At 36.0% G+C, this 23,406-nt stretch carries 21 protein-coding genes; 19 read left to right on the forward strand and 2 right to left on the reverse strand.

Translation table 11 applies throughout. The features are described 5' to 3' along the window. Positions 1 to 55 precede the first annotated feature (55 nt). From IGL07_RS05660 to IGL07_RS05690, 7 genes are all read left to right on the forward strand, one after another. Entirely contained in the window at positions 56 to 721 is a 666-nt protein-coding gene (locus IGL07_RS05660; RefSeq protein ID WP_438747268.1) for a WxL domain-containing protein, read from the forward strand. Next, positions 708 to 1,736, forward strand: a complete 1,029-nt coding sequence (locus IGL07_RS05665; protein WP_010817197.1) for a DUF916 and DUF3324 domain-containing protein — start codon at positions 708 to 710, stop codon at positions 1,734 to 1,736. Before IGL07_RS05660 ends, IGL07_RS05665 begins: the two co-directional genes overlap by 14 nt. 16 nt (positions 1,737 to 1,752) lie before the next feature. After that, a complete protein-coding gene (locus IGL07_RS05670) occupies positions 1,753 to 2,097 on the forward strand; it encodes an LPXTG cell wall anchor domain-containing protein (RefSeq protein WP_002366500.1) in 345 nt (114 codons plus the stop codon). Next, positions 2,090 to 4,201, forward strand: coding sequence for a MucBP domain-containing protein (locus tag IGL07_RS05675; protein WP_010817198.1), 2,112 nt, complete (start codon positions 2,090 to 2,092; stop codon positions 4,199 to 4,201). The genes IGL07_RS05670 and IGL07_RS05675 overlap by 8 nt, the downstream gene beginning before the upstream one ends. 187 nt (positions 4,202 to 4,388) lie before the next feature. Then, positions 4,389 to 5,852 carry a helix-turn-helix domain-containing protein gene (locus tag IGL07_RS05680; RefSeq protein WP_002369577.1) on the forward strand — a complete coding sequence of 488 codons (1,464 nt, stop codon included), beginning with the start codon at positions 4,389 to 4,391 and terminating at the stop codon, positions 5,850 to 5,852. Between the two features lie 351 nt (positions 5,853 to 6,203). After that, the gene (locus IGL07_RS05685) at positions 6,204 to 7,037 is read left to right on the forward strand and encodes an ABC transporter ATP-binding protein (RefSeq protein ID WP_010817199.1); all 834 of its coding nucleotides are present in this window, start codon (positions 6,204 to 6,206) and stop codon (positions 7,035 to 7,037) included. A 3-nt stretch (positions 7,038 to 7,040) separates the two neighbouring features. Further along, positions 7,041 to 7,742 (forward strand): hypothetical protein, encoded by a 702-nt coding sequence (locus IGL07_RS05690; RefSeq protein WP_104879655.1) that lies wholly within the window; start codon positions 7,041 to 7,043, stop codon positions 7,740 to 7,742. 72 nt (positions 7,743 to 7,814) lie between these two features. Here the strand turns inward: IGL07_RS05690 and IGL07_RS05695 are convergent, their stop codons facing one another. Further along, a complete protein-coding gene (locus IGL07_RS05695; protein ID WP_438747269.1) occupies positions 7,815 to 8,723 on the reverse strand; it encodes an LCP family glycopolymer transferase in 909 nt (302 codons plus the stop codon). A gap of 277 nt (positions 8,724 to 9,000) precedes the next feature. On the opposite strand from IGL07_RS05695, the gene alsS reads away from it, so the two are divergent. From alsS to IGL07_RS05710, 3 genes are all read left to right on the forward strand, one after another. Next, a complete protein-coding gene (gene alsS, locus IGL07_RS05700) occupies positions 9,001 to 10,653 on the forward strand; it encodes an acetolactate synthase AlsS (RefSeq protein WP_002357923.1) in 1,653 nt (550 codons plus the stop codon). A gap of 11 nt (positions 10,654 to 10,664) precedes the next feature. Beyond that, a complete protein-coding gene (gene budA, locus IGL07_RS05705) occupies positions 10,665 to 11,369 on the forward strand; it encodes an acetolactate decarboxylase (RefSeq protein WP_002357922.1) in 705 nt (234 codons plus the stop codon). 157 nt (positions 11,370 to 11,526) lie between these two features. Next, complete coding sequence (locus IGL07_RS05710; RefSeq protein ID WP_010817200.1) at positions 11,527 to 12,609, forward strand: PA2928 family protein; 1,083 nt, start codon at positions 11,527 to 11,529, stop codon at positions 12,607 to 12,609. Positions 12,610 to 12,723: 114 nt separating this feature from the next. Here the strand turns inward: IGL07_RS05710 and IGL07_RS05715 are convergent, their stop codons facing one another. Continuing rightward, positions 12,724 to 13,485, reverse strand: coding sequence for a WxL domain-containing protein (locus tag IGL07_RS05715; RefSeq protein ID WP_025189512.1), 762 nt, complete (start codon positions 13,483 to 13,485; stop codon positions 12,724 to 12,726). A 229-nt stretch (positions 13,486 to 13,714) separates the two neighbouring features. Here IGL07_RS05715 and IGL07_RS05720 point away from each other — a divergent pair, with 229 nt between their 5' ends. The 9 genes from IGL07_RS05720 to IGL07_RS05760 all read left to right on the forward strand — a co-directional run bounded on the left by IGL07_RS05720 (position 13,715) and on the right by IGL07_RS05760 (position 23,383). Then, entirely contained in the window at positions 13,715 to 14,095 is a 381-nt protein-coding gene (locus IGL07_RS05720) for a hypothetical protein (protein ID WP_025187334.1), read from the forward strand. Between the two features lie 207 nt (positions 14,096 to 14,302). After that, positions 14,303 to 15,139, forward strand: a complete 837-nt coding sequence (locus IGL07_RS05725; protein WP_002382189.1) for an ABC transporter permease — start codon at positions 14,303 to 14,305, stop codon at positions 15,137 to 15,139. Continuing rightward, the gene (locus IGL07_RS05730) at positions 15,132 to 15,911 is read left to right on the forward strand and encodes an ABC transporter permease (protein ID WP_002357916.1); all 780 of its coding nucleotides are present in this window, start codon (positions 15,132 to 15,134) and stop codon (positions 15,909 to 15,911) included. The genes IGL07_RS05725 and IGL07_RS05730 overlap by 8 nt, the downstream gene beginning before the upstream one ends. 38 nt (positions 15,912 to 15,949) lie before the next feature. After that, positions 15,950 to 16,990: an ABC transporter ATP-binding protein gene (locus IGL07_RS05735; RefSeq protein ID WP_438747270.1), complete on the forward strand. Its 1,041-nt coding sequence runs from the start codon at positions 15,950 to 15,952 to the stop codon at positions 16,988 to 16,990. A 26-nt stretch (positions 16,991 to 17,016) separates the two neighbouring features. Next, on the forward strand, positions 17,017 to 18,081 hold the full coding sequence (locus tag IGL07_RS05740; protein ID WP_104879654.1) for an ABC transporter substrate-binding protein: 1,065 nt from the start codon (positions 17,017 to 17,019) through the stop codon (positions 18,079 to 18,081). Continuing rightward, positions 18,057 to 19,841, forward strand: a complete 1,785-nt coding sequence (locus IGL07_RS05745) for an adenine deaminase (protein ID WP_025189513.1) — start codon at positions 18,057 to 18,059, stop codon at positions 19,839 to 19,841. The genes IGL07_RS05740 and IGL07_RS05745 overlap by 25 nt, the downstream gene beginning before the upstream one ends. Next, positions 19,825 to 21,153 (forward strand): amidohydrolase, encoded by a 1,329-nt coding sequence (locus IGL07_RS05750; protein WP_438747271.1) that lies wholly within the window; start codon positions 19,825 to 19,827, stop codon positions 21,151 to 21,153. The genes IGL07_RS05745 and IGL07_RS05750 overlap by 17 nt, the downstream gene beginning before the upstream one ends. A gap of 184 nt (positions 21,154 to 21,337) precedes the next feature. Next, on the forward strand, positions 21,338 to 22,228 hold the full coding sequence (locus tag IGL07_RS05755; protein ID WP_002399965.1) for a helix-turn-helix domain-containing protein: 891 nt from the start codon (positions 21,338 to 21,340) through the stop codon (positions 22,226 to 22,228). A gap of 219 nt (positions 22,229 to 22,447) precedes the next feature. Further along, positions 22,448 to 23,383 carry an FAD:protein FMN transferase gene (locus tag IGL07_RS05760; protein ID WP_010817205.1) on the forward strand — a complete coding sequence of 312 codons (936 nt, stop codon included), beginning with the start codon at positions 22,448 to 22,450 and terminating at the stop codon, positions 23,381 to 23,383. Positions 23,384 to 23,406: the final 23 nt, after the last annotated feature.

Below are 23,406 nucleotides of genomic sequence, written 5' to 3' on the forward strand. Positions count from 1 at the left end.
TGTAAAAATAAAAGCAGGTCGCAAGTGACCAAGAAATTTTAGGAGGAATTTTAGAATGAAAAAACAAATTTTAGCAAGTGTTGCATTAAGTGCATTAACATTAAGTATTGCAGGACAAGCAGTTTATGCAAATGAAGCAAACTTACAAGACACGCAAGCTGATGTAACTTTAAAAGCAGGTTCTGGGAAAGATGTCAAACCTGTCGTTGATCCAACAGGCGATACAGATGAAGATCCAGCTACGGGCGCAGAAGGCGCGTTATCAATCCCGTACGCTTCAAGTATTAGCTTTGGTGAACAAGAAATCCAACAAGGGGATGCCACTTACTTTGCACAAAATGAAAAACCATTTGTCCAAGTTAATGATACTCGTGGAGGTGCAGAAGGCTGGGCATTATCCGCATCCATATCAGAATTTAAAGGTGTAACAAATCAAAACGTTTTAAAAGGTGCACAATTAACCTTGGCAAATGGTCAAGTAACTACAGAAAGTAACCAATCAGAAGCACCAACAATTGCATCAAATAGTTTAACACTAAATGATTCACTACAACCAGTAATGTCAGCTGAAAAAGGCAAAGGTGCAGGCACCTGGGCTGCCTTATTCCAAGGGGAAAAAGGTAAAAATGAAAATGTAAAACTTTTTGTACCACGTGCAGGTGTTGAAGCACAAGCCTACACAGCAACGATTACATGGGGTTTATCTGATGCGCCAGCGTAAGACTTTAAAAAGATGGGGAACTTTTATTCCCATCTTTTTTCTTAGTTTAGTTAGCTGGTTGGTTCTGTGGTCTGCACCGGCTTCTGCTGAGGAAAATCAGATTAATTTTGAAGCAGAAGCTATTTTACCAGAAAACCAGCAATCTTCCGTCAGTTATTACGATTTGAAAGTCTCCCCTGGAAGCACACAAGAGTTTAAATTACGCTTGAAAAATGTAAGTGATCAACCGATTAAAGTGCGTGTCGATGCAAATAATGGGCTGACCAATAAAAATGGCGCTTTAGACTATTCGCAACATGGAAAAAAATTATTAGGTAGTCCTACATTTGAAGAATTGATTTCGCCGTCACAAACAGTCGAATTACAAGGAAAAGAAACAAAAGAAGTTTCATTTCAATTAAATGTCCCTAAAAATGGTTTTGAAGGAACGATTTTAGGTGGATTTTATTGTTATGAATTAACAGATGGAAAAGAGAAGGAAATAAAAGGATTTAGTTTAACGAATAAATTTGCTTACACAATCGGAGCAAAACTTGTTGTTGAAAATAAAAAAATGGAACCAGCATTTCAGTTAACAAAGGTGAAACCAGGTTTAGAAAATGGTTATTTAACACTGTTCGCGACAATTGAAAATACAGAACCAGTTTTAATGAGCCAATTGAAAATGAACGCCTTTGTTACTAAAAAAGGAAAAAGTGAGAAAATTCGTGAGTTATCAAAACAAATTTCTGTGGCACCACGTAGTCAATTTGAACTTCCAATTAGTTGGAATGATGAAGCCTTAAAAAAAGGTTTATATGAGTTGACGATTCAGTTGGAAGATCAAAACAGTAAAAAGTGGACATTGAAAAAAGCGTTTGAAATTAAAGGTGAAGATGAAAAATTGAATGAGGAGGCAGTCAAAGTCACCCGACCTGCTTCGAATATTCTTCTGTATCTTGTGATAGGAAGCTGTATCTTAATTATTTTGGCGTTATTTATTTATATTTTAAAACTACGCCAAAATAAATCATAAATAGGGAGGCTTTAAAATGAAAAAAAGAAGTGGGTATCTTGTGTTCATGCTAGCACTCTTTTTTTTAGCAAGTGCTAATAGTGTACATGCGCAGCAAGTAGATTCAGAAGTAGGCATAACATTTTATCAGAAAAATTATAAGGATCAGGTAGTGCCTTTTGAAAAAATAACCCCAGTTAATGAAGCCAAACAACCCAATCGAGAAACGATTAACTCTGATAAAGGATTAATCAATCAACTTTTACCCAATACGGGAGAAAAACAGCAATTGGAATTACTAACTATCGGTTTACTTCTTATAAGCATCATCCTGTTTGTAGTGGCTCGAAGACGAAAGAAAGGATGGAAAGCAGATGAATAAGATTGCTAAAACCTCATTCGTTTTTATAATCACGTTGATTGGGTTTGCTTTAGGACCGCAAATTGGTGAAGCAACTGAGTTAGTCAAGAAAATTTCAAATCACACAAAATTGTCTGATTATGGTTACTTTAAGGCCTTGCCAGGTGTCTATACGCCAGCTTCCCATACTTTTGTCATGCAATCTGGGGCAGAAACAGAAGTCATTCCACTTGAAGGCAATGTGAACAGTAGTCAATTAACAGTTGATGAAAATTCTCCTGCAGGGAGTGCCATGATTCGTAATGTGGGATGGTATCAAGGGAAAAAGGTCAGCATTAAAGTTTCACTGTTGAAAAATTTGTCAAATCGAGCGGGGGGAACAATCTTTTTTGAAAAAGAACGTTTCTTAACACTATCTCTCCTTGGAGATGTGAAAGTGACATATGAATTTTTTGACGAAGAAAATCAACCGATACAAGTAACAACAGCAGTAAATACTTATGATTTGAGTAAAAAATACTATTTTGGCGTACAATTTCCTATTCAATCACTCTATTCATCTAATCCAACCAATATTTTTTCTAGAACATGGAATGATGAAAGTGGTGGTTATTGGGTAACTTATCATAACGAAACGGAAACCGATGCCATCAATAGTCAAAAGCAACAGCTACAAATTTTAACTCGACCAAAAGAAAAATTAACCTTTATTTATCGAAATTGGAATAACAATCAGCCATTAGAAATTCCTTATCGTACAGACTTTGTGGCAAAACCTGAGTTTGGCGGGGCCTTAGCAAATTCTTTAACGTTAGAGAAGCCGCAACCTGTTAGTGAATTAAAGGCCCAACAAATCATGCCGAATGTTGCAGAGGATCGTAAATTAAGTAATTTAGAAGTACGTTTTAACTTAACAAATCTCTTGCAATCACAGCAATACGAGCCAGGTAATATCAACATTCAAAACTTTAATGGTGAAGATGTAACGGCTTTGTTCTCACAAGAGATGCAAGGCGAAGAATTAGTATTGACTGCCTTACAACCACAAGATAGCCGGTTAACTGCCACGACTTTACTTTATACAGTCGCCGTGAAATGGCGTGAAGATGCCCCAGCAGTAGATAATCGTTTCATTGATACAGAAGGAAATCTGACATTACCTTATACAATCCAAACAAAGGCCACCAATAGAGATAAAGTGTTTAATCAAGCGACCGAAGGCATGTTGAAAGTGAATTATAACAGCAAAGTGAATCTTCTTTTTGTCGACGAAAATGATCTACCATTGAAAGAGCCAATGAGTCAGCCAGGTATTTTAACACAAGCATTTGATGTATCATCTGAGTATCCTGAAATCCCTGGATATTATCCAGTTAAAAATCCAGTGGAACAAGATCAAGGAACGTTTAAACAAGAAGAACAAACAATCGTTCATCGGTATCGTAAAAATTTGGAATTTCAATTGAAAAATTCAGGAGAGGCAATACCGGTTTCTCGCTTTACTAAAGAAGCTGAGGTGGCGTATTCTTTAAAACACGAAGCGGGAAAAACGATTCGCGTAATGGCACGTTTCGGTGGAGAGGAACAATTAGTAAAAGAGTATCCAACAGCACCAGAGACTGTTGACGATCAAGTGAAAATGAAGATACCAGATAATTGGCTTGACCAAGAAGTTGAATTTTACGCAATGAATGAAACTGGACAAGTTTCAAATAATGAAAAAAAGATAGTCAGTCTGGAAAAGGGGCCGCAATTAAAATTACCTGACGTTCTTTCTTTTGGACAACAAGAAATCCCTGTAAAAGATAGCTATGTCAAGTTGCCACAAGAAGCAGAACTGGCTATCACTGATGAAAGCCAGTTAGATAAAAGTCAATGGAAAGTCAAAGTTAAAATGCAACAAATGATGAAAAATCAAAATAATCAAACATTGTCAAAAGGTTTAAGCTTTATTAAAGAGGGCAAACGGACACCGATTAATGACGTCGAACAAACTATTGCTAGTGGCAGTGGAAGTCAAATGTTGAATTTAGCAAATACACTTGAATTAACTTTAGTTCCAAGCGATGTCGCGGGTAGCTATCAAGGTCAATTAGTTTGGAACTTAGAAGATGCCCCTATTTAAAGCTAGATAAAATTTCCGTTAAACATGACTTAATAATTGAATCAATTGAAATCAAGCACAGGTGCTAAGGAACTTCTTTAGCACCTGTTTTTTTGGGGGCAAAAATTTACCTCTTGCAAAAAGAAAGTCGTATAATTAATATGACTAAGTTATTTATAAAAATTTAGAAATACAGGAGGTTGATAAAGTGCATACATTTTTAACGAAATCTTCTCAAAAGAAAATTCGTCTATTTAACTATCTCTTAGAAAAAAACAAGTGGCGAACCATTGCAGATTTAAAAGACTTACTGAATGTTTCTTCAAAATCTATTCTATTGTATGTAGAAGAATTATCAGACATTTTTAAACAATTTAATGGGAAAATTGTACTGAAAAATGAAAATAATCAACGATTTTATATGTATAAAGATGCTAATTTTCCTATCTATAATGTTTACTTGCATTACTATCGTCAATCTTATAATTTCAATTTGATTGATTATATGTACAAATACCCAGACAGAAATTTAGAAGACTATGCAGATGCGCAATTTACAAGTGTTTCGACTGTTTTTCGGTATGCCAAATTATTAGTAAAATATTTTAAAAGATATCAAATGACCTTTCATACGTTCTCTTTAGAACTAGAGAATCAAGAAAGCATGAGTCGTTCTTTTTATTATTATTTTTATTGGCAATCTTCACGTACAGGTGACTGGCCATTTACGATTTCTGAAAAGTTGATTGAACAATATATTGAACAATTTGAAGAGGTATACGATATTGAATTGTTACGTTTGCCGAAACGAATTTTTTCTTATTGGCTAGCAATTGTATTAGAACGTGCACCACAAAAAAGAGTGGAACTTTTAGATGAAATTAAACAGGTAGCTGATTCTGATAAAGCTTTTCCTTTAGTAAAAATGTGGCTGAAGAAGTGTAACTTATCGCTGCCTGAAGAAGAGATCTATTTTATATATCGAATTATCTACTCGTTTGGAGTGATTGATGGTAATCCTCGCTATGAAGTTAGTCATGCATTAGCACATAAATTGCATCATACTACGTCTTACCAAGCTGTATTGCTATTAAATAACCTCACGCAAAAAGACTATCAATTTCAATTGGATTTGTCAGATTCTGAATTAATTTTTAACTTTGTGGCATTCCACGAGCGAAGTCAATTCTTTTTCGGTAATACTGATTTATTTTTCAATCAGTCTTATATTAATGAAATTAAAAGACAAAATACGGAAATAGCCCAACTGATGGAGAACTTTCATCGAGATTTGCAAGAGCAGGCAACAAAAGAGGTCAAAGAAATTTTAAAAAATTGGGAACAACTTTTCTTAAACTATTACTATGTTTTAGATTATTATGATTTGTTGTTAAAGAAATTGACGCCCATTAAGATTTTAATTGCAGACGATTTACATCATACTCATCGATTATGGTTGATGAATAAAATAAAAAATTATTTTGGTAAAGCTTATCCCTTGGCTTTTTATGATTATGAAGTAGATGCATCTGAAGTCGATTTAGTGATTTCTAACTATTATTTTGATACAAAAGGAACGACTTTACTACTGATGAAAAATATACCAACAGAACGCAACTGGCGGAATTTAGAGAAAATTCTTTATAAAATAACCCATTGCAATGATAAATAAAGCTACTTTTTTGCGAGCTTTACATTTTAAATTAATAACATATCGACTACTATTAATTTTGTTTACTTACAAAAGCAACATTGGCTAACAGACAATTTTAGTCAGTTTAGAAACAGCGCTGAAGGATAATTGCCGGCGCTGTTTCTTTTATTTTTTTTCCAAATAGCGGATTTTTTTACACTAAAAAATGATTATTTTTCTTGCTATGCTAGTAATTGAAAGTATAGAAAGGAGCGGGTAGTAATGGTTGCATTTGGTATGGTAGTAATTAGTGTTAAATTAATAGGGATTGGCTTGTTTTGCTATTACGAACTAAAGGCTGAAAAAAATTGTAGTTAAGGAGTGTTGCTAATGCAATTAGAAAATATTTCAAAAACCATTGATAAAAAAGAAATTCTAACAAATATTTCAATTACTGTAGAACCAGGTGAAATTGTAGGTTTAATTGGTCCAAATGGTGCAGGTAAAACGACTACAATGAAAATCATGAGTGGGTTAATTGTTAATTTTCAAGGTAAAGTCGTTGGACAAGAACGGATTGGTGTTTTAATTGATGGACCTAAATATTTTCCAAATAGAACAGCAAGAGAAAATCTTAATTATTTTCGTGCTCTTTCAAAAGAGAGTTATTCAGTTGATTACGTAGAATCACTATTTGATATGAAAAATTACGGGAAAAAGAAAGTCAAAGATTTTTCTTTAGGTATGAAGCAGCGCTTAGGAATGGCGTTAGCTTTAATTAACAAAAATGAGCTGCTTATTTTAGATGAACCAATGAACGGTTTAGATCCAGATGGCGTACAAGCGACCGTTCAGACACTAAAGCACTTAGCAAAAGAGTTACATATAGGGATTGTCATTTCCAGTCATATTTTAGGGGATCTAGATAAGTTGTGCGATCGAGCGTATTTTATTAAAAATGGAGCAATTATTCAAACAGTCACTTTAGGAAAAGAAGTATCAGTCTATCAATTTACCTTTGATGAAGAAAACGAAGACAAAGTGAGTGAAATTAGTGCTCTTTTTGATGGCGTAGAACAAAGACATCCTCTTTGGTTAATTTCGGAAGCAGATTATCCGTTGTTCTTGAAAGAGTTGGTTTTAAACGACATCATTCCATTAGAAATGAAAAAACATGCACTAAATTTAGAAGATGTTTATTTTTCATTAGTAGAAGGGGAGTAAGAGATGAAAGTAAAAGCTGTGTTAAAACAAGATATTCAGCGCAGAATTTTTTGGTTTTCTGGAAGCTATCTCATTATGTTTGCCATTTTAGGGTTAGTTCCACCATTTTTAAATTATTTTTTTGGCGATATGTTTGATGTAAATGATTATATCAGTGCGATGAATTTTATTAACAGCTTGCTATTACCGATTTTAGTAGTGTCCTTTGTTGTTGACGATCAAGGCTCACGAATTAGTGATTATTATTTTAAAACGAGGCAAGGTCGCCATCTTTATTTGTTCTCGCTGTTGATTTGTGGACTATGTTTGGGCTTGTTAGCAGGATTTTTATTAATCGGTGTTTGTGCTCTTTTAAGCATGGTTCTTTCAGTAGCTGTTTCATGGAAAGTGTTGACTGTCCTATTAGCTTCTTATATATTGTTGCCGTTATTCTACTTAGTTTTAGGTATAACAATGTATTTATTCTTTCATATACAGGGAGTGACTTTAACGATCTTTAATTTAGTTTTTGTGATGATTGTTCCTATTTTAATAAATATTGGAGCATCAACTATCGGATGGGTCGTTCTTTTGCAGTCTCCTTTTTACATTTTAATATTTTTAGGGATGGGTTCAGGAACGATGGATGAATTATTTTATTGTTTAGTAAGCATACTAGTGTTATACGGAATAAATCATTGGAAAATACTACGAATTGATTTTTGAGTAAGGATAGTTCGATTTAAGATTTTAAAAGCATGTATCAGACGTATTTTAATGTCTGGTACATGCTTTTACTTAGTTATTCAATTGATTTTTCAACTCTTGTTGGACACGATTTAATTCTTGTTCATCCACACGTTGGTAGGAAACTCCATATTGCATAAAACCAGTACCTTGAAGTTGGTCTTGTTTCACTTTACCAAAGGCACTACGATAATCTAAGGCAATTTTTTTCATGTCATCAAAACTTAAATCTGTCTTCATATTATCAGAAACAGCTGTTAAAATTTCTTGATAGTTGCTCACGCTATTAAGACTTAAGACTTTTTGGACGATGCCTTCAATCACTTTTCTTTGACGTTCTTGGCGGCCGTAGTCACCATTAGGATCTTCGTAACGCATTCTTGAATAGGAGAGTGCTTGTTCACCATCCAATGAAATTTTACCAATCGTAAAATCATATCCGTCTTGAGAAAAAGTCAGATTATTGTTCACTTCGATTCCACCAACCGCGTTGACTAATTCTTTTAAACCAGCCATATTAATTGAAACATAATGATTAATAGGTATGTTTAAATAGTTTTCAACTGTGTCCATTGCTAAAGATGCCCCACCAAAAGCATAGGCGTGATTCAATTTATCTTGTTTTCCTTGACCTGGAATATCAACATAGGTATCGCGAGCAAGACTGACTAAGGTTGTTTGCTTGTCACGAGGATTAACTGTTGCAACAATTGTTGTATCCGAACGACCTTGCTCGACACGCCCATCATCGCCTGTATCAATCCCTAATAATAAAACAGAAAAAGGCTCCTTATTGTTTAAATTGACCTGACTTTTTTTAGATCGTTCTACTGTTTCATAGGTTTTATCCATTGATTTAGAAACATCCCAATAAAGTTTTGCTCCCATTCCAACAACTGCAAGAAATAGAACCAAGATAATTCCAAAGATAATGGCAAAAATTTTCTTCCCTTTTGACATATTTTTCCTCCAATAATTTATCACAGGTTGTGATTTTTTTCTTATAGGTTAATCTTACTAATTTTTAGTGAAGAAGTATATAATAATTGTTGAAAGACTATAAAACTTTAAGGTATTTTGCATTATTTTTGCTTAATCTTTTGAAATATCTCAATTCTATTAAAATATGCGAATTAGTATATCACACGTTTTCAAGGTGTTTCATTGTTGATTAATTAGAATTTTAGTGGTATTTTTGTATTTGTAATTAGTACAGATTTTAATTGGAGGTATAACAGTGAGTAAAAAAGGATCAGATATCATAGTAGAAAGTTTAATCAATCACGAAGTGCCCTATATTTTTGGGATTCCCGGTGCAAAAATTGATGGGGTTTTTGATGCATTAGTTGACAAAGGTCCAGAATTAATTTTAGCTCGACATGAACAAAACGCTGCCTTTATGGCACAAGGGATTGGTCGTTTGACGGGAGAGCCTGGCTTAGTTATTGCAACTAGTGGACCTGGTGCCAGCAATTTAGCCACTGGGTTAGTAACTGCGACTGCAGAAGGGGATCCTGTTTTAGCATTGGCTGGACAGGTGAAACGGTCCGATTTGTCAAAATTAACTCACCAAAGCATGAATAATGCTGCATTATTTAGCCCAATAACAAAATTCAGTACAGAAATTCAAGATCCAGAAACATTATCTGAAAATATTGCCAATGCTTACCGTATCGCCAAAACAGCGAAAAAAGGTGCAACATTCTTATCGATCCCACAAGATGTCACAGATAGTCCGGTGACAGGCGAAGCAATTAAGCCTTTGTCGGCTCCGAAACTGGGCCATGCATCAGCAGAAACAATCGCAGCTTTAGCTGAACGAATCAAGCAAGCGAAGTTACCTGTTTTACTTTTAGGAATGCGGGCCTCTGCACGAAAAGTTACCGCAGCCATTCGTGAATTGGTTGCTATAACTGGTTTGCCAGTCGTGGAAACGTTCCAAGGGGCAGGAATTATTTCAAAAGAATTAGAAGAACATTTCTTTGGGCGTGTTGGTTTATTTCGAAACCAACCTGGGGATCGTTTGTTAAAAAGAAGTGATTTAGTGATTGCGATTGGTTATGACCCAATTGAATATGAAGCACGTAATTGGAACGCAGAAAAAGATGCGCGCGTTATTGTCATTGATGAAGTTCAAATGGAAATTGACCAATATATGCAACCGGAAGAAGAGCTAATTGGTGATATGTCTAAAAATATTTTGAAATTATCAGAAGCATTTAGTGAACCAATACTAACAGAAGATGCGCAAGATTATTTAGAAACGCTTCAAGAAAAATTAACGATTAAAGAAGTAAAAACAAGTACAATTGAAAATCGATTACATCCATTAGAAATTGTTCAAACGCTTCAAGAAAAAACCACGAATGAAATGACAGTTACTGTTGATGTAGGGAGCCATTACATTTGGATGGCTCGCCACTTTAGAAGTTATGAACCGCGTCATTTATTATTTAGTAACGGTATGCAAACATTAGGTGTCGCTTTGCCTTGGGCAATCTCGGCTGCGCTGGTTCGTCCGAATACACAAATTATCTCTGTTTCTGGGGACGGCGGTTTCCTATTTTCAGCGCAAGAATTAGAAACAGCGGTTCGTTTAAAGCAAAATATCGTGCATATTATTTGGAATGATGGTAGTTATGATATGGTTAAATTCCAAGAAGAAATGAAATATAATCGATCCTCTGGCGTAGATTTTGGTCCAGTTGATTTTGTGAAGTATGCTGAAGCTTTTGGAGCCAAAGGGGTTCGAGTTCATTCACAAGCAGAATTTGCCGCAGCTTTAGAAGAAGGAATGCAAACAGAAGGCCCAGTGATTATTGATGTTCCTGTGGATTATTCAGATAATCAAGAATTAGGTAAAACATTGTTACCAGATCAACTTTATTAGGAGATGGAAAAATGAGCGAACAATATGTTTATCAACATGGTACGCTAGGCGGTTTAATGGAAAGTTTGATGGCAGGAACGGCAGAAATTGGTACGTTACTCACGCAAGGTGATTTTGGAATTGGGACATTAGAAGGCTCAAATGGCGAAATTATTTTATTGGACGGTACATTATATCATGCAAATCAAACTGGCGAAATTACTATTCTAGAAGGCGAAGAATTAACGCCATATGCCGCAGTTACTCGTTTTCAAGAAGATGGCGCATTCCCTGTATCAACGGAAACCGATGAAAATATTAAAGCACAAATTTTAGAAAAAATTAGTCCTAATTTTTTTGCGGCAATTAAAATTAGCGGTCTTTTTGCGAAGATGCATGTCCGTGTGGCACCTAAACAAGAAAAACCGTATCCACCATTTGTAGAAGCAGCACGCAATCAACCTGAATTTACAGCGGAGAATATTCAGGGAACAGTTGTAGGGTTCTTTACACCTAAATTATTTCATGGTGCCTCTGCCGCAGGGTTTCATTTGCACTTTATCAGTGAGGATCACCAATTTGGTGGGCACATTCTTGATTTTGGCATTAAACAAGGGACTGTTTCGTGGATGGAAACAGCTGAATTGCGGCAGCATTTTCCAGTTCATGATGCTGATTATCGGAATAAAGAAATTGATATTGCAAAAGCTTTGTCCGCAATTGAAGAAGCGGAATAACTGAATAACAAGGCACATTTCTCCACGCCCATTCAAGTTGACCTAGTTAGTCAACTTGAATGGGCTTATTGCTGTTCGTCGCTTTTTGTTGTTATTTTTCAAAAAAAAATAGTATCCTTTTTATAATAAGCAAATAACAATTGGAAAGGATGGCGTAATGGACACACTTTATAGAAGTTGGCAATTATCTGGTTGGCTCTATCATGATATTTTTGTCATCATTGTAGCAATTATTTTTATAGTAATTAGTGGTATTTTGGTTATTTCCTTAATAAGAAGGCGGAGTACAAGGAGACTGGTTCCCTATGCGTTAATTTTGTTGGTTTATCTTGCAGTGGTACATTTTGCTGGTTTAATCTTTTTCGGAATGTTTCGTTCAGTAACGATTGAAGAGAAAAGTGCGACGTTTTATTCTGAAAAAACGAAAGGCTTAACTTCTATCGAGCGAATGATTATCCCAAATGGACGAACGAATGGCATTAGCACTAGTAACTCATTGTTTCAAGTGATTTCTGTTAATAGTCAGACGGGCGAACGAATGTGGAGTAAACGTTTAGGCTGGCGTGATTATTTAATTGGTCAAACAGATCAATATGTGGTTTTGAATAATGCTGATAACGAGGCCATTTACTTACTAGATACAAAAACAGGGAAAAAACAGTTTTCTGAAGCGGATTTAGTGAAGAAATTCCCTGAATTAAAAGACTGTTTAAGCTCTGATTTCGTTGATTATCGTTTTATGGATAATCGCTATCTCTATATTTATGGATTAAACAATCGATATTATCAATTAGATTTGAAAAATTGGCAGTTAAAACAAGACCCAACTTTCAAAGAAGTCTTTCAAACACAAGAAGCGCCTAAATGGACGGTAGATTCAAATGAAAGTCAAATTGGTCAAGAGCTGTCATCGGAAGAGCGTACAACAGTGCAAGGAAAACTAGAAGAGCAACTAATAGCGCCAGTTTTACTAGGCAAGAAAGATGAAGCAAATTATTATGTTCTGTCATACAAGAAAAGACAAAGTAATCAAGCGATAGTTGGCTTATACAATTGGCAGAAAAAAACATACGAGTGGCAAACACCATTGCTTTTAACTAAAGAAAATGTACCTATTGAAGCTTTTCAAGTAGAGGATGGGTTATTCATTAAAGTCCCGCGTTATTTATACAAAATTAACTTGAATAATGGTAATCAAGAGTATCAGTTTGATTACCGTTGGGGCCAAGTGATTCGTTAAACGAAAAGCGGTAAAGCATACTTAGACAAATAGAAGGAGCAAATAGTCCTTATGATATAAAAAAACGCTTAGAAGAGTAGCGATTCCGCTAGTTTTCTAAGCGTTTTTTTTATTTTATGCAGGTCCAGAGATTAAATTCCAGATAAGCGAACCTGTATATGCGCCAGGAAATAATTGTGAAACAGGGGTTTGGATTGCAAGAGAAATATCGGTCATGCGGCCGCTCCACATTCCTTGTCCTTTTCTATCACCAGCGTTACTCATTAAAGTCGCACCGTTACCGATAATAATTGGGTTGGTCGGGAAGTCGGGTGCAGCAGGATCTTCTGAAAAATCCAGTCCATACATTGTATTTGTCATAAAGAAACGCCTTAACGTTTTGTCATAGCGGGCATAGCCGCCTGTTAATTGAAACGTAATGATGCCTAGTAAAGAATGAGCTTCGTTTCGCATGTGTGGGATTTCAGCAGTGACATGCCAACCAGTTAAGGCTCCGCGAACATCCCCCATCCCGAAGTGTCTCATTGTATGAGTATTACCTTCAGAAGGTCGTATAGGAACTGCTGTTAAATCACCAGAAATCGCTTGGGTTTCAAAAGTAAATTCTTTCGGAATAAAGAGCAAGTCAAAACTAGTGTTAGGATTTTCTAAATCAGGATCAATGGCATCGTTAACCGATTCATCGCCAGGCAACCCTCCAAGTTCTAGTTTAACTGAAACAGGCGTTTTTCCAGAACGGGTGGCAAAAGAAACCGATGGGTCAAAACTAAAGAGACTGAATACTAGCAACAAGACGGCAAGTGATTGATAAGTGAGTAGATTGTTTTGCTTCAAGAAAGTTCCTCCTTTAGGTGCTGATAATCTAAGTATACGCAAAAGGAGCTGTTTTTATTTATCAGTAATTTACAGGTAATTCGAAAATATTGAGATAGATAGTGTTTAATATTAGTAGAGAAAGATGAGTCGACAATTTTTACTTGTTGATTCTGTCTTTTTTGAGCACAATTCGTTATATCAAGCATGCTAAAATATAAAAGAAATCATCAAGTATCACTAATCAAAATGGAGAGGAGGAGAAAAATTGAGTAAGTGTTTCGGGTTGTTGATGATTTTATTTGTATTATCTGGCTGTTCAGGAAGTAGGAATTCGCAACAGGAAGTCGTTATAGAAAGGTCTGCTAATAATGACAAAGCAAGACAATTTGTTGATCAAAAAAATCCGCATTTAGGAACGCAATTAGAAGCAGAATCTTATACTAAACAGGAAGCGATTGAATTTTTACAAAATGGTTTAGGGATACCAACGAATGACTCGGCGTTTCATTATACGTTTAAGCAGTCAAATAAAGGAAGTTATGTTGTTCAAATTATATCTGAAAAGAATAGTGTCTCAAAAGAGAATGAATTGTTCGGATATTATCAGGTGTATCAAGATGGTATTATAGTGAAAATGATGGAAAAGGATCAAACGTTCCAAGAAAATTAAATGATAAATAAAAAAGTTGACAAAAAACACAAACAGTCTTGTTTGTGTTTTTTTGTTTAATGTTCGTGTTTTATTTTTTAATAACCTTTTCCGAAAAAATATACGAACGTTCGGGTTTAAAAACGAACAAAAAGATGAAAATGTGTTGAAATATACGTTTTCCTTGCGTATACTGATGAAGTGAAAAAACGAACGAGGAGTGTACGAATGAACAAGAAAGTTCCTTATTTAATTGTGGCACCGGGGCTAGTACTATTATTATTTTTCTTAATGATTCCATTAATTACTAGCATTTTGCCAACCATTTTTACTGATCATGGCTTGACACTAAATCAGTATGTTACTTTTTTTAAAGATGACTATAATGTTTCAATTTTCTGGCGAACGATAAGAGTTTCGTTAATTGTGACGGGTATTTCAATTGTGTTGGGCATTCCAACGGCATACTTTATTGCTGGAGTTTCCAAAAAATGGCGTGGCTTTTTAATGGCTATGACCTTGTTTCCACTATTAACCAATTCAGTTATTCGAAGTTTTGCTTGGATTAACATTTTAGGAAAAAACGGTGTAGTGAATACGTTGTTATTAAAAACAGGCTTAATTGAGCAACCGCTGAATTTATTGTATACAGAATTTGCAATTATTATCGGTTCAGTGTATTTATTTTTACCAACAATGATTATGACCTTAGTTGGGGTTATGGAAAACATTGAAGGAGAAATGCTAGAAGCGGCTGAGACGCTAGGCGCCAATCCAATGACGGCTTTTCGGAAAATTGTTTTACCTTTATCAATTCCAGGCACCATTGTAGGAAGTATATTAGTGTTTACAGGAACTTTAACGGCTTATACGACGCCACAGCTGTTAGGTGGTAACCAAAAAATGATGATGTCGACCTTCTTATATCAAAAGGCTAATACTTTAGGTGATTGGCAATCGGCAAGTGTTCTTGCATTTATTATGATTTTAACAACATTAATTGTGATGAAAGGCCTAGACATGGTCGCTAAGAAAGTAGATCGGAGAGAAGCAAATCATGCGTAAGCAAAAAGGACTATCTGTTATTGCAATTCTAGTTTTTCTGTTTTTATTTTTACCATTATGTTTGATTGTGGTGACTTCTTTTGGAACAGCCGCAGCGATTCAATTTCCGATTAAAGGATTTACTTTAGATTGGTACGCCAAAGCCTTACAATCGGAAACGTTTATGGACAGTTTTAAGTTAAGCTTGTTGATTGGGGTATTAGCGACTGTTTTAGCATTAATAGTAGGGATTCCGGCTTCCTATGCGCTGGCACGTTATTCCGTTCGCGGGCGCAACTTTATTAAAAGCTTTTTCTTATCCCCAACTGTGATTCCAGGAATTGTGGTCGGGTATACGTTATTTCAATATATTGTTATTAAATTAGGTTTGCCTGTCTTTCAAGGATTATTAATGGGGCATTTTTTAATTAGTTTGCCTTATATTATTCGAGTGGTTGGGTCAAGTATGGAACAACTAGATTATTCAATGGAAGAAGTAGCTTGGACATTAGGTTGTACAAGATTGCGAGCATTCATTCAAATTGTTTTACCCAATGTGTCTTCAGGAATTTTTGCTGCCTTTATGTTAGCATTTGTCAATTCGTTTAACAATGTTCCTGTATCGATGTTTTTATCAGGTCCCGGTGTGACGATGCTGCCTACTTCTTTATTAAGTTATATGGAATACAATTATGATCCAACTGTTTCAGCAATTTCTGTATTGTTGATGCTACTAACAATGGGCTTAATGTTTTTAATTGAAAAAACGTTGGGACTAGCTTCCATTGCCTAAAACATGGAAGAAGCACGAGATAGAAAGAGGAGAAAATTTTGACTTTTGTGGATTTAAAAGATATTCGCGTCAGCTATGACGGAAAACAAGATATTTTAAAAGATTTAAATATTTCAATGGAAAAAGGAGAGTTAGTTTCTTTATTAGGACCGAGTGGTTGTGGTAAAACGACTACGCTAAGAGTGATTGCTGGATTAATTAAGCCAAACGACGGACAGTTTTTCGTTGATCAAGAAGAACTAACAAAGGTTCCTGTCCATAAAAGAAACTTCGGGATGGTTTTTCAAAGTTATGCGTTATTCCCTCATTTAACGATTGCAGAAAATGTCGCTTTTGGGTTGAAATTACGCAAAGAAAGCAAACAAACCATGGACCAAAAAGTCACAGAAATGCTAAAAGTATGTGGTTTAGAAAGCTTAGGCGACCGTTATCCAAAACAATTATCTGGTGGTCAAAGACAGCGGGTTGCGCTAGCACGTGCTCTGATTATTGAACCTAAACTATTACTACTAGATGAACCGTTGAGTAATTTAGATGCAAAATTGCGAGTAGCGATGCGGATTGAAATCAAACGGATTCAACAACAATTAGGCATTACGACAGTTTTTGTCACACATGACCAAGAAGAATGTTTTTCTATTTCAGATAAAGTGGCCATTATGAATAATGGCGTGATTGAACAATATGATTCACCAGAAACGATTTATCGTTTGCCTCGTACTAAGTTTGTCGCTGAATTTATCGGTTTTGAAAACTTTTTCTCTGTCAAAAAAATGGAAGCTGGTCATTATCGGACACAAACAAATCAAATAGTGAAAACGACTAATCCTGAACCCAATGTTACAACGACGGTGGCAACGATTCGTCCAGAGGACATCGAGATTGTTTCAGAAGCTGCTACTAATACTGTAGCAGGTACTGTCGCTGTCCGAACATTTTTAGGGAAAAGCTATCAATATGAAGTGGAAACAGCGCTAGGTACATTGCTGGTTAATGGAACAAGTGAACAGTTATATGAAACAAACGAAACCATTCACTTGGCTTTTCCAGCTGAGAAATTAGTTATTTTAGAAAAATAAAAACCATTTTGGAGGAAGATTTAAAAATGAAAAAACGCGTAATTTTAGGGACATTAGTCGCTGCAACGTTATTAATGACTGCTTGTGGAAACAGCGAAGCAACTACGAAAAGCGAGAGCAAAGGTGGAAGTAATGCTTTAGTCGTTTCAACTTTCGGATTAAGTGAAGATATTGTCAAAAAAGATATTATCACTCCGTTTGAAAAAGAGAATGAAGCGAAAGTTACCTTAGAAGTAGGCAATAGCGCAGACCGCTTTACGAAATTAAAAAATAATCCCAATGCGGGAATTGATGTCATTGAATTAGCACAAGCAAATGCTGCACAAGGTGGAAAAGAAGGGTTATTTGAAAAAATTACAGAAAAAGAAGTACCTAATTTAAGTCAGTTAACACCAGGAGCAAAAGAGGTTTTTGAAAGTGGTGCTGGCGTACCAATCGCTGTAAACAGTATCGGGATTGTTTACAACAAAGAAAAATTAGGCAAAGAAATTAAGAACTGGGATGACTTATGGTCAGCTGATTTGAAAGGTAAAATTTCTGTTCCAGACGTTGCCACGACGGCAGGTCCTTTAATGTTATACGTTGCTAGTGAACATGCTGGTCAAGATATTACAAAAGATAACGGGAAGGCCGCTTTTGAAGCGATGAAAGAATTAAAACCAAACGTTGTTAAAACGTATTCAAAATCGTCAGACTTAGCTAATATGTTCCAATCTGGTGAAATTGAAGCAGCTGTGGTTGCTGATTTTGCGGTTGATATTATTCAAGGCGCAGCAGAAAACGTGACGTATGTCGTCCCAGAAAGCGGCACGTATGCCAACTATAATACAGTCAATATTCCTAAAAAAGCACAAAACAAAGAAACCGCCTTTAAATTTGTTAACACACGGATTAGTGAAGAATCACAAAAGGCCAAAGCGATTTCATTAAATGAAGGACCTACAAATCAACAAGTAACGCTAAGCGAAAAAGAAGCGAAAAATAAAACATATGGTGCCATTGCCGAACGTGCCAAAACAGTCGATTTTAATTTTATTAATAGTCAACTAGCGGATTGGATTGATCAATGGAACCGGACGATGAATCAATAGTTTTAGAAAAGAGGGACAAAATGAACGTCGATGTACTACTAAAAAATGTGTGGCTGTATCAAACAGTCACTCAAACATTCGTTCAGCGAAATGTTGCGATTAAAAATGATAAATTTTATTACATTTATGAAGAAGAGAACGTCAATTTGCAGCCCAAAAAAACAATTAATGCCGAGAATCAATGGATGATTCCCGGCTTAATTGATGCACACATGCATATTGAAAGTTCCATGACGACACCTACTATTTTTTCCAAAGCAGTAGTGCGTTACGGTGTGACAACGGTGATTGCCGATGCCCATGAAATGGCTAACGTATTTGGCTTAGAAGGCTTAAAAGTTTTTATGGCTGCTGAAACAGAACTAGATATCTTTCACGCAATTCCTTCCTCGGTTCCTTCGACCACTCCCGAATTAGAAACAACTGGTGGGATTATCGGCTTAGCAGAAGTAGCAGAATTACTCAAAGAGCCAAAAGTGATTTGTTTAGGGGAAGCCATGAATTTTAAAGGGATTTCCTATGAGCCAGATTCTTTAATTCGTCAAATTATCGATTTGTGTCAAAAACAACGACCAACCATGCCTTTAGAAGGCCACTGTCCTAAAATCGAAGATCAAGAGTTAGCAGATTTTCTATATAGTGGTATCACTTCAGATCATACCCATCAATTTCCTAAAACGTTAAAAGAAAAAATTGAAGCGGGTGTCTTTATTCAATTTCAAAATAAATCAATCACTCCTGAAAACATTCAGGTGATAGTAGACAATGACTTCTACAATTATGCAAGTATTATCACGGATGACGTGATGGCTGATGATTTGCTAAAAGGTCATCTAAATGAAAATGTCAAAAAAGCTGTTCATGCAGGGTTGCCTATCGAAAAAGCCATTTATATGGCAACTTATACGCCGGCCAAACGAATGGGTCTCCATGATCGTGGCGAAATTGCACCTGGTAAAAAAGCTGACTTTTTGTTATTAAATGACTTAGAAAGTTTTGATATTAATACGGTTTATAAATCTGGAAAGGTCGTTTTTGAAAAAGGCGAGCCCTTCCATTATCCAGAAAAAATCGAAGAGTTTCCAGCCACTTATCAACAAACCATCCAATGTAAAAAGTTAACAGAAGAAGATCTACTTTTAAAGGTGGCTACAACAAAAGAAACAGTTCGTTGTAATGTGATTCAAAAACAAGAAATTGGCACATTTACAGAGCGAATTACAAAAGAAATTCCTGTTGAAAATGGATTGTTGCAATGGCAAAAAGCCAACTGTGCCTTATTAATTGTGATGGAACGTTACGGAAAAAATGGCAATATTTCTTTTTCTTTAATGGATCAACCCCTTTCCGAGAAAGGAGCCATTGCGACAACCTGGGCCCATGATCATCATAATTTAATGGTGATGGGTAATACGATTGAGGATATTTTATTAGCGCAGAATGAATTATTAGCGATGCAAGGCGGCTATTTGGTTGTTTCGGATCAGCAAGTGATGGCAACTTGTCCTTTACCAATTGGTGGGATTTTATCGCAAGCACCGATTGAACAATTAGGCGCTTCTTTACAAAAAGTCCGACAAGCTATGCAAGCGTTAGGCTATCAAAATATGAATGAAATCATGTCCTTTTCTACACTATCATTGCCTGTCTCGCCAGCCATTAAAGTGACAGATTTTGGGATGATGGATACGAAGTCACAACGTTTCTATCCGTTAGTTTTTCCAGAGGATGGAGTCTTTTTGTATGAAAACACTCATTAAAAATGTGCATATACTAACAATGGATGAGCAATTTTCAGAAATCAAATCCGGCTATTTAGTGATTGAAGAAGACACAATTGTTGCATTAGCACCAATGACCACACTTGATGAAAAACAAATTGCTGCAAATCAAGTAATCGATGGCCAAAATGGAATTTTAATGCCTGGGATGATTAACACCCATACCCATGTAGGCATGATTCCGTTTCGTTCGTTAGGAGACGATGTGCCAGATCGACTCCGGCGTTTTCTTTTTCCATTAGAACAATTCATGACAAAAGAATTAGTAGGATGCAGTAGTGATTATGCAATTGCTGAAATGTTACTGAGTGGTATTACGAGCTTTTGTGATATGTATTATTTTGAAGATGAAATTGCTAAAAGTTGTGAAAAAATGAGTGTTCGTGCTTTGCTCGGAGAGACGATCATTGATATGCCCACTTGTGATAGTCCGGAGCCTTCAGGCGGTCTTTTTTACGCGGAAACCTTTATTCGCAAGTGGCAAGGCCATCCGTTGATTACGCCTATGCTTGCGCCGCATGCACCGAATACCAACTCACCAGAAGTGTTGGCAAAAATTATTGAACTTAGTCGGCGATACCAAGTTCCTGTGACCATGCACGTTGCTGAAATGACTTATGAAATGGCTGAGTTTGAAAAAGCCTATCAAAAAACACCAATTGCTTTCTTAGAAGAACTGGGTTATTTGAGCGAGCCGTTTATTTTAGCGCATTGTATTTTGGCAACAGATGAAGATCTTGCGAGTTTAGCTGCTACTAATGGAAAAGCGCGTGTCGCTCATTGTATCGGTGCGAATACTAAATCAGCCAAAGGCGTAGCGCCGATTAAGCAAATGCTTGATCAAGGGATTATTGTCGGTTTAGGCACGGATGGACCTAGTAGTGGGAATACATTAGATTTATTCACCCAAATGCGTATGGTTGCGAATTTTCATAAGACAGCACACCAAGATCGCTCCTTGTTTCCTACGAAAGAAATTGTTTATCTGGCAACGATGGGGGGCGCTAAAACGTTAGGCTTGGCGGAGCAAGTCGGCTCATTGGAAGTGGGCAAAAAAGCGGATATAACATTAATTGAAACGCAATCAGTTAATATGTTTCCGATTTTTGATGCCTATTCAGCGTTGGTTTATTCAGCAAATGCTAGCAATGTTGAAGCTGTTTGGGTGAACGGTCAACAGTTAGTTGCCAATAAAGAATTACAACAAGCTAATCTCAAAGAAATCAAGGAAAAATTGTATCAGGCCATGAATACGTTTGTGAAAGAAGCTAAAAAAAGAGCTGCTCTCTAAACAAAGCAAGTAGGACGTATCGGATTGATTAAATAACGCTGAATTGACGTTTAGTGATTCAGGTTCTAATAGAGCGCAGACAAACTTTTAATGAAAGAGTTGTCTGTGTTCTTTTTTGTTATAAACATTTTTCTTTTTCTATATATATTTTTAAGGTAAGTTGTATTATAGTAAGTTTGAGAAGATGAGAATGAGAGGAAAAGCAATGAATATACAACGGTTTATAGAAAAACGCAAAGCACGTGGTTTGTCGCAAAGTGAATTAGCTAAAGGGATTTGTACGCAAGTTACGGTTAGTCGCTTTGAAAAGAATGGTCAAGTCCCAACTTTAAAAATATTGATCCAACTATGTAATCGTTTAGAGCTACCTTTGGGGGAACTCTTCCCGCGCGTAGGGATTAAACAACCTGAAATTCTTGAAAAAATGGAAGAAGCAGAATTCTTCTTGATTACCAGCGAACATGACCAATTACAAACAATTTTAAAAAATATTCCTTTTGATGAAATCAAAGATTCCCAATTGTTATTAGAATATTATTATTTACAAGGCTTTGTCATGATTTTTCAAAATGCTTCGTTGATGGATTGCTTATTTACCTTTGAAAAACTTCTGTTTGAAGAGCAAAAATACACGAGCGATATTTACCGTTTGTTAGCTTTTACTGGAATTGGCATGGCCTATGCCAAAGAAGGCGAAATTGAGAAAGCCGAATTTTATTTCAATAAGGTCTTCAAGGAAATTTATCTTTATACTATTCAATCAATGGAAGATACTTGGCGAGTATTAAATGTTGTCTTTCACTGTGGTGTTTTTTATGCAGAAAAAGGCGATTTAGAAACAAGTGATGCTTTGTTAGAGTATGCGATTTCCATCTGTTCTGATAATCACGTCACGTATTACTTGGCAAGAGCAGCTTTCCAGCTTGCGAAAAATGCCTTAGCTGAAGAAAAGCCGCAAGAGCAAATTTTAGAACTACTACAAGATGCCCGCGCGTATGCAAAAATCAATAAAAATCGCATCTTGTTGGAAGCAATTCAAACATTGAAAGAAACAATTTTATCTAAGGGGAATTAGTTTATATAGAAAATTATATATTTATTTTCAAAATATAATAAAAAAAGCGTTTTTTAAAAGAGTTCAAGACACGTTACGACCTTAAATGAAAATTTTAAGGTCGTTATTTTATATAAAAAAATATATAAACGACTTGACTGGCATCAAATAAAGGCGTATGATTCATTTGTGAATAAATGTGAAATAAAACACAATCTTTCGTGGAGAGGAAGTCTTGAGGTGCAACAAAGTCAAACTATTTATTTGATGGGCACAGTAATAGATGTATTTGTAGACCATGAAGAACCTGAAAAAATTCTAGAAGAAGTGCATCAACGATTGATCACTTATGAACAACGCTTTAGTGCAAATGATTCAACTTCGGAACTGATGGCTGTCAATCAACAAGCTGGGCAAAAACCAGTCAGCGTTCATCCAGAGTTGTATCAATTAATTGCATTAGGGAAAAAACATAGTTGTGATCCAGCTAGTCATTTGAATGTTACCATTGGCCCGTTAGTTCAAACGTGGCGAATCGGTTTTAAAGATGCCCGTGTCCCGTCAGAAAAGGAGATTAAAGCCTGTTTGAAAAAAATTAATCCAGAAAAGATTCACTTAAATCCCTTAAAACAAACGGTTTTTTTGGAAGAAGAAGGAATGAAATTAGATCTGGGGGCTTTAGCAAAAGGCTATATCGCTGATTTACTAATTGTCTATTTGAAAGAAGTCCATGTGACGTCTGCTTTGATTAATCTGGGCGGCAATATTGTGACGTTGGGGCCCTCTACGCATCAAAACAAAAAATGGCGAATTGGTATTCGCAATCCGCAAGAATCCAGAGAAACAATCAGCTTACTTGTCGAAGTGGCTAATCAATCGGTTGTGACGTCGGGTATTTATGAAAGAAGTTTAACCGAAGCTGGGCGAGTCTATCACCATTTGTTGGATCCGACAACCGGTTACCCATTGGAAACTGAAATGGCCAGCCTCACAATTATCTCGGATGCTTCAGTGGATGGTGAGATTTGGACAACGCGTTTATTTGGTTATCCAATTCCAGCAGCGCTTGAAATCCTCAATCAACTAGATGGAATTGAAGGAGTCATCATTACACAAGACCAGCAAATTTTATATAGCAGAGGGTTAGCAGATACTCTTCACATTATCCATTCATAGAACCGAAAAAGAAAGGACAGCTC

Source organism: Enterococcus sp. DIV1368f, from assembly GCF_051712245.1.
GTDB lineage: Bacteria > Bacillota > Bacilli > Lactobacillales > Enterococcaceae > Enterococcus > Enterococcus faecalis.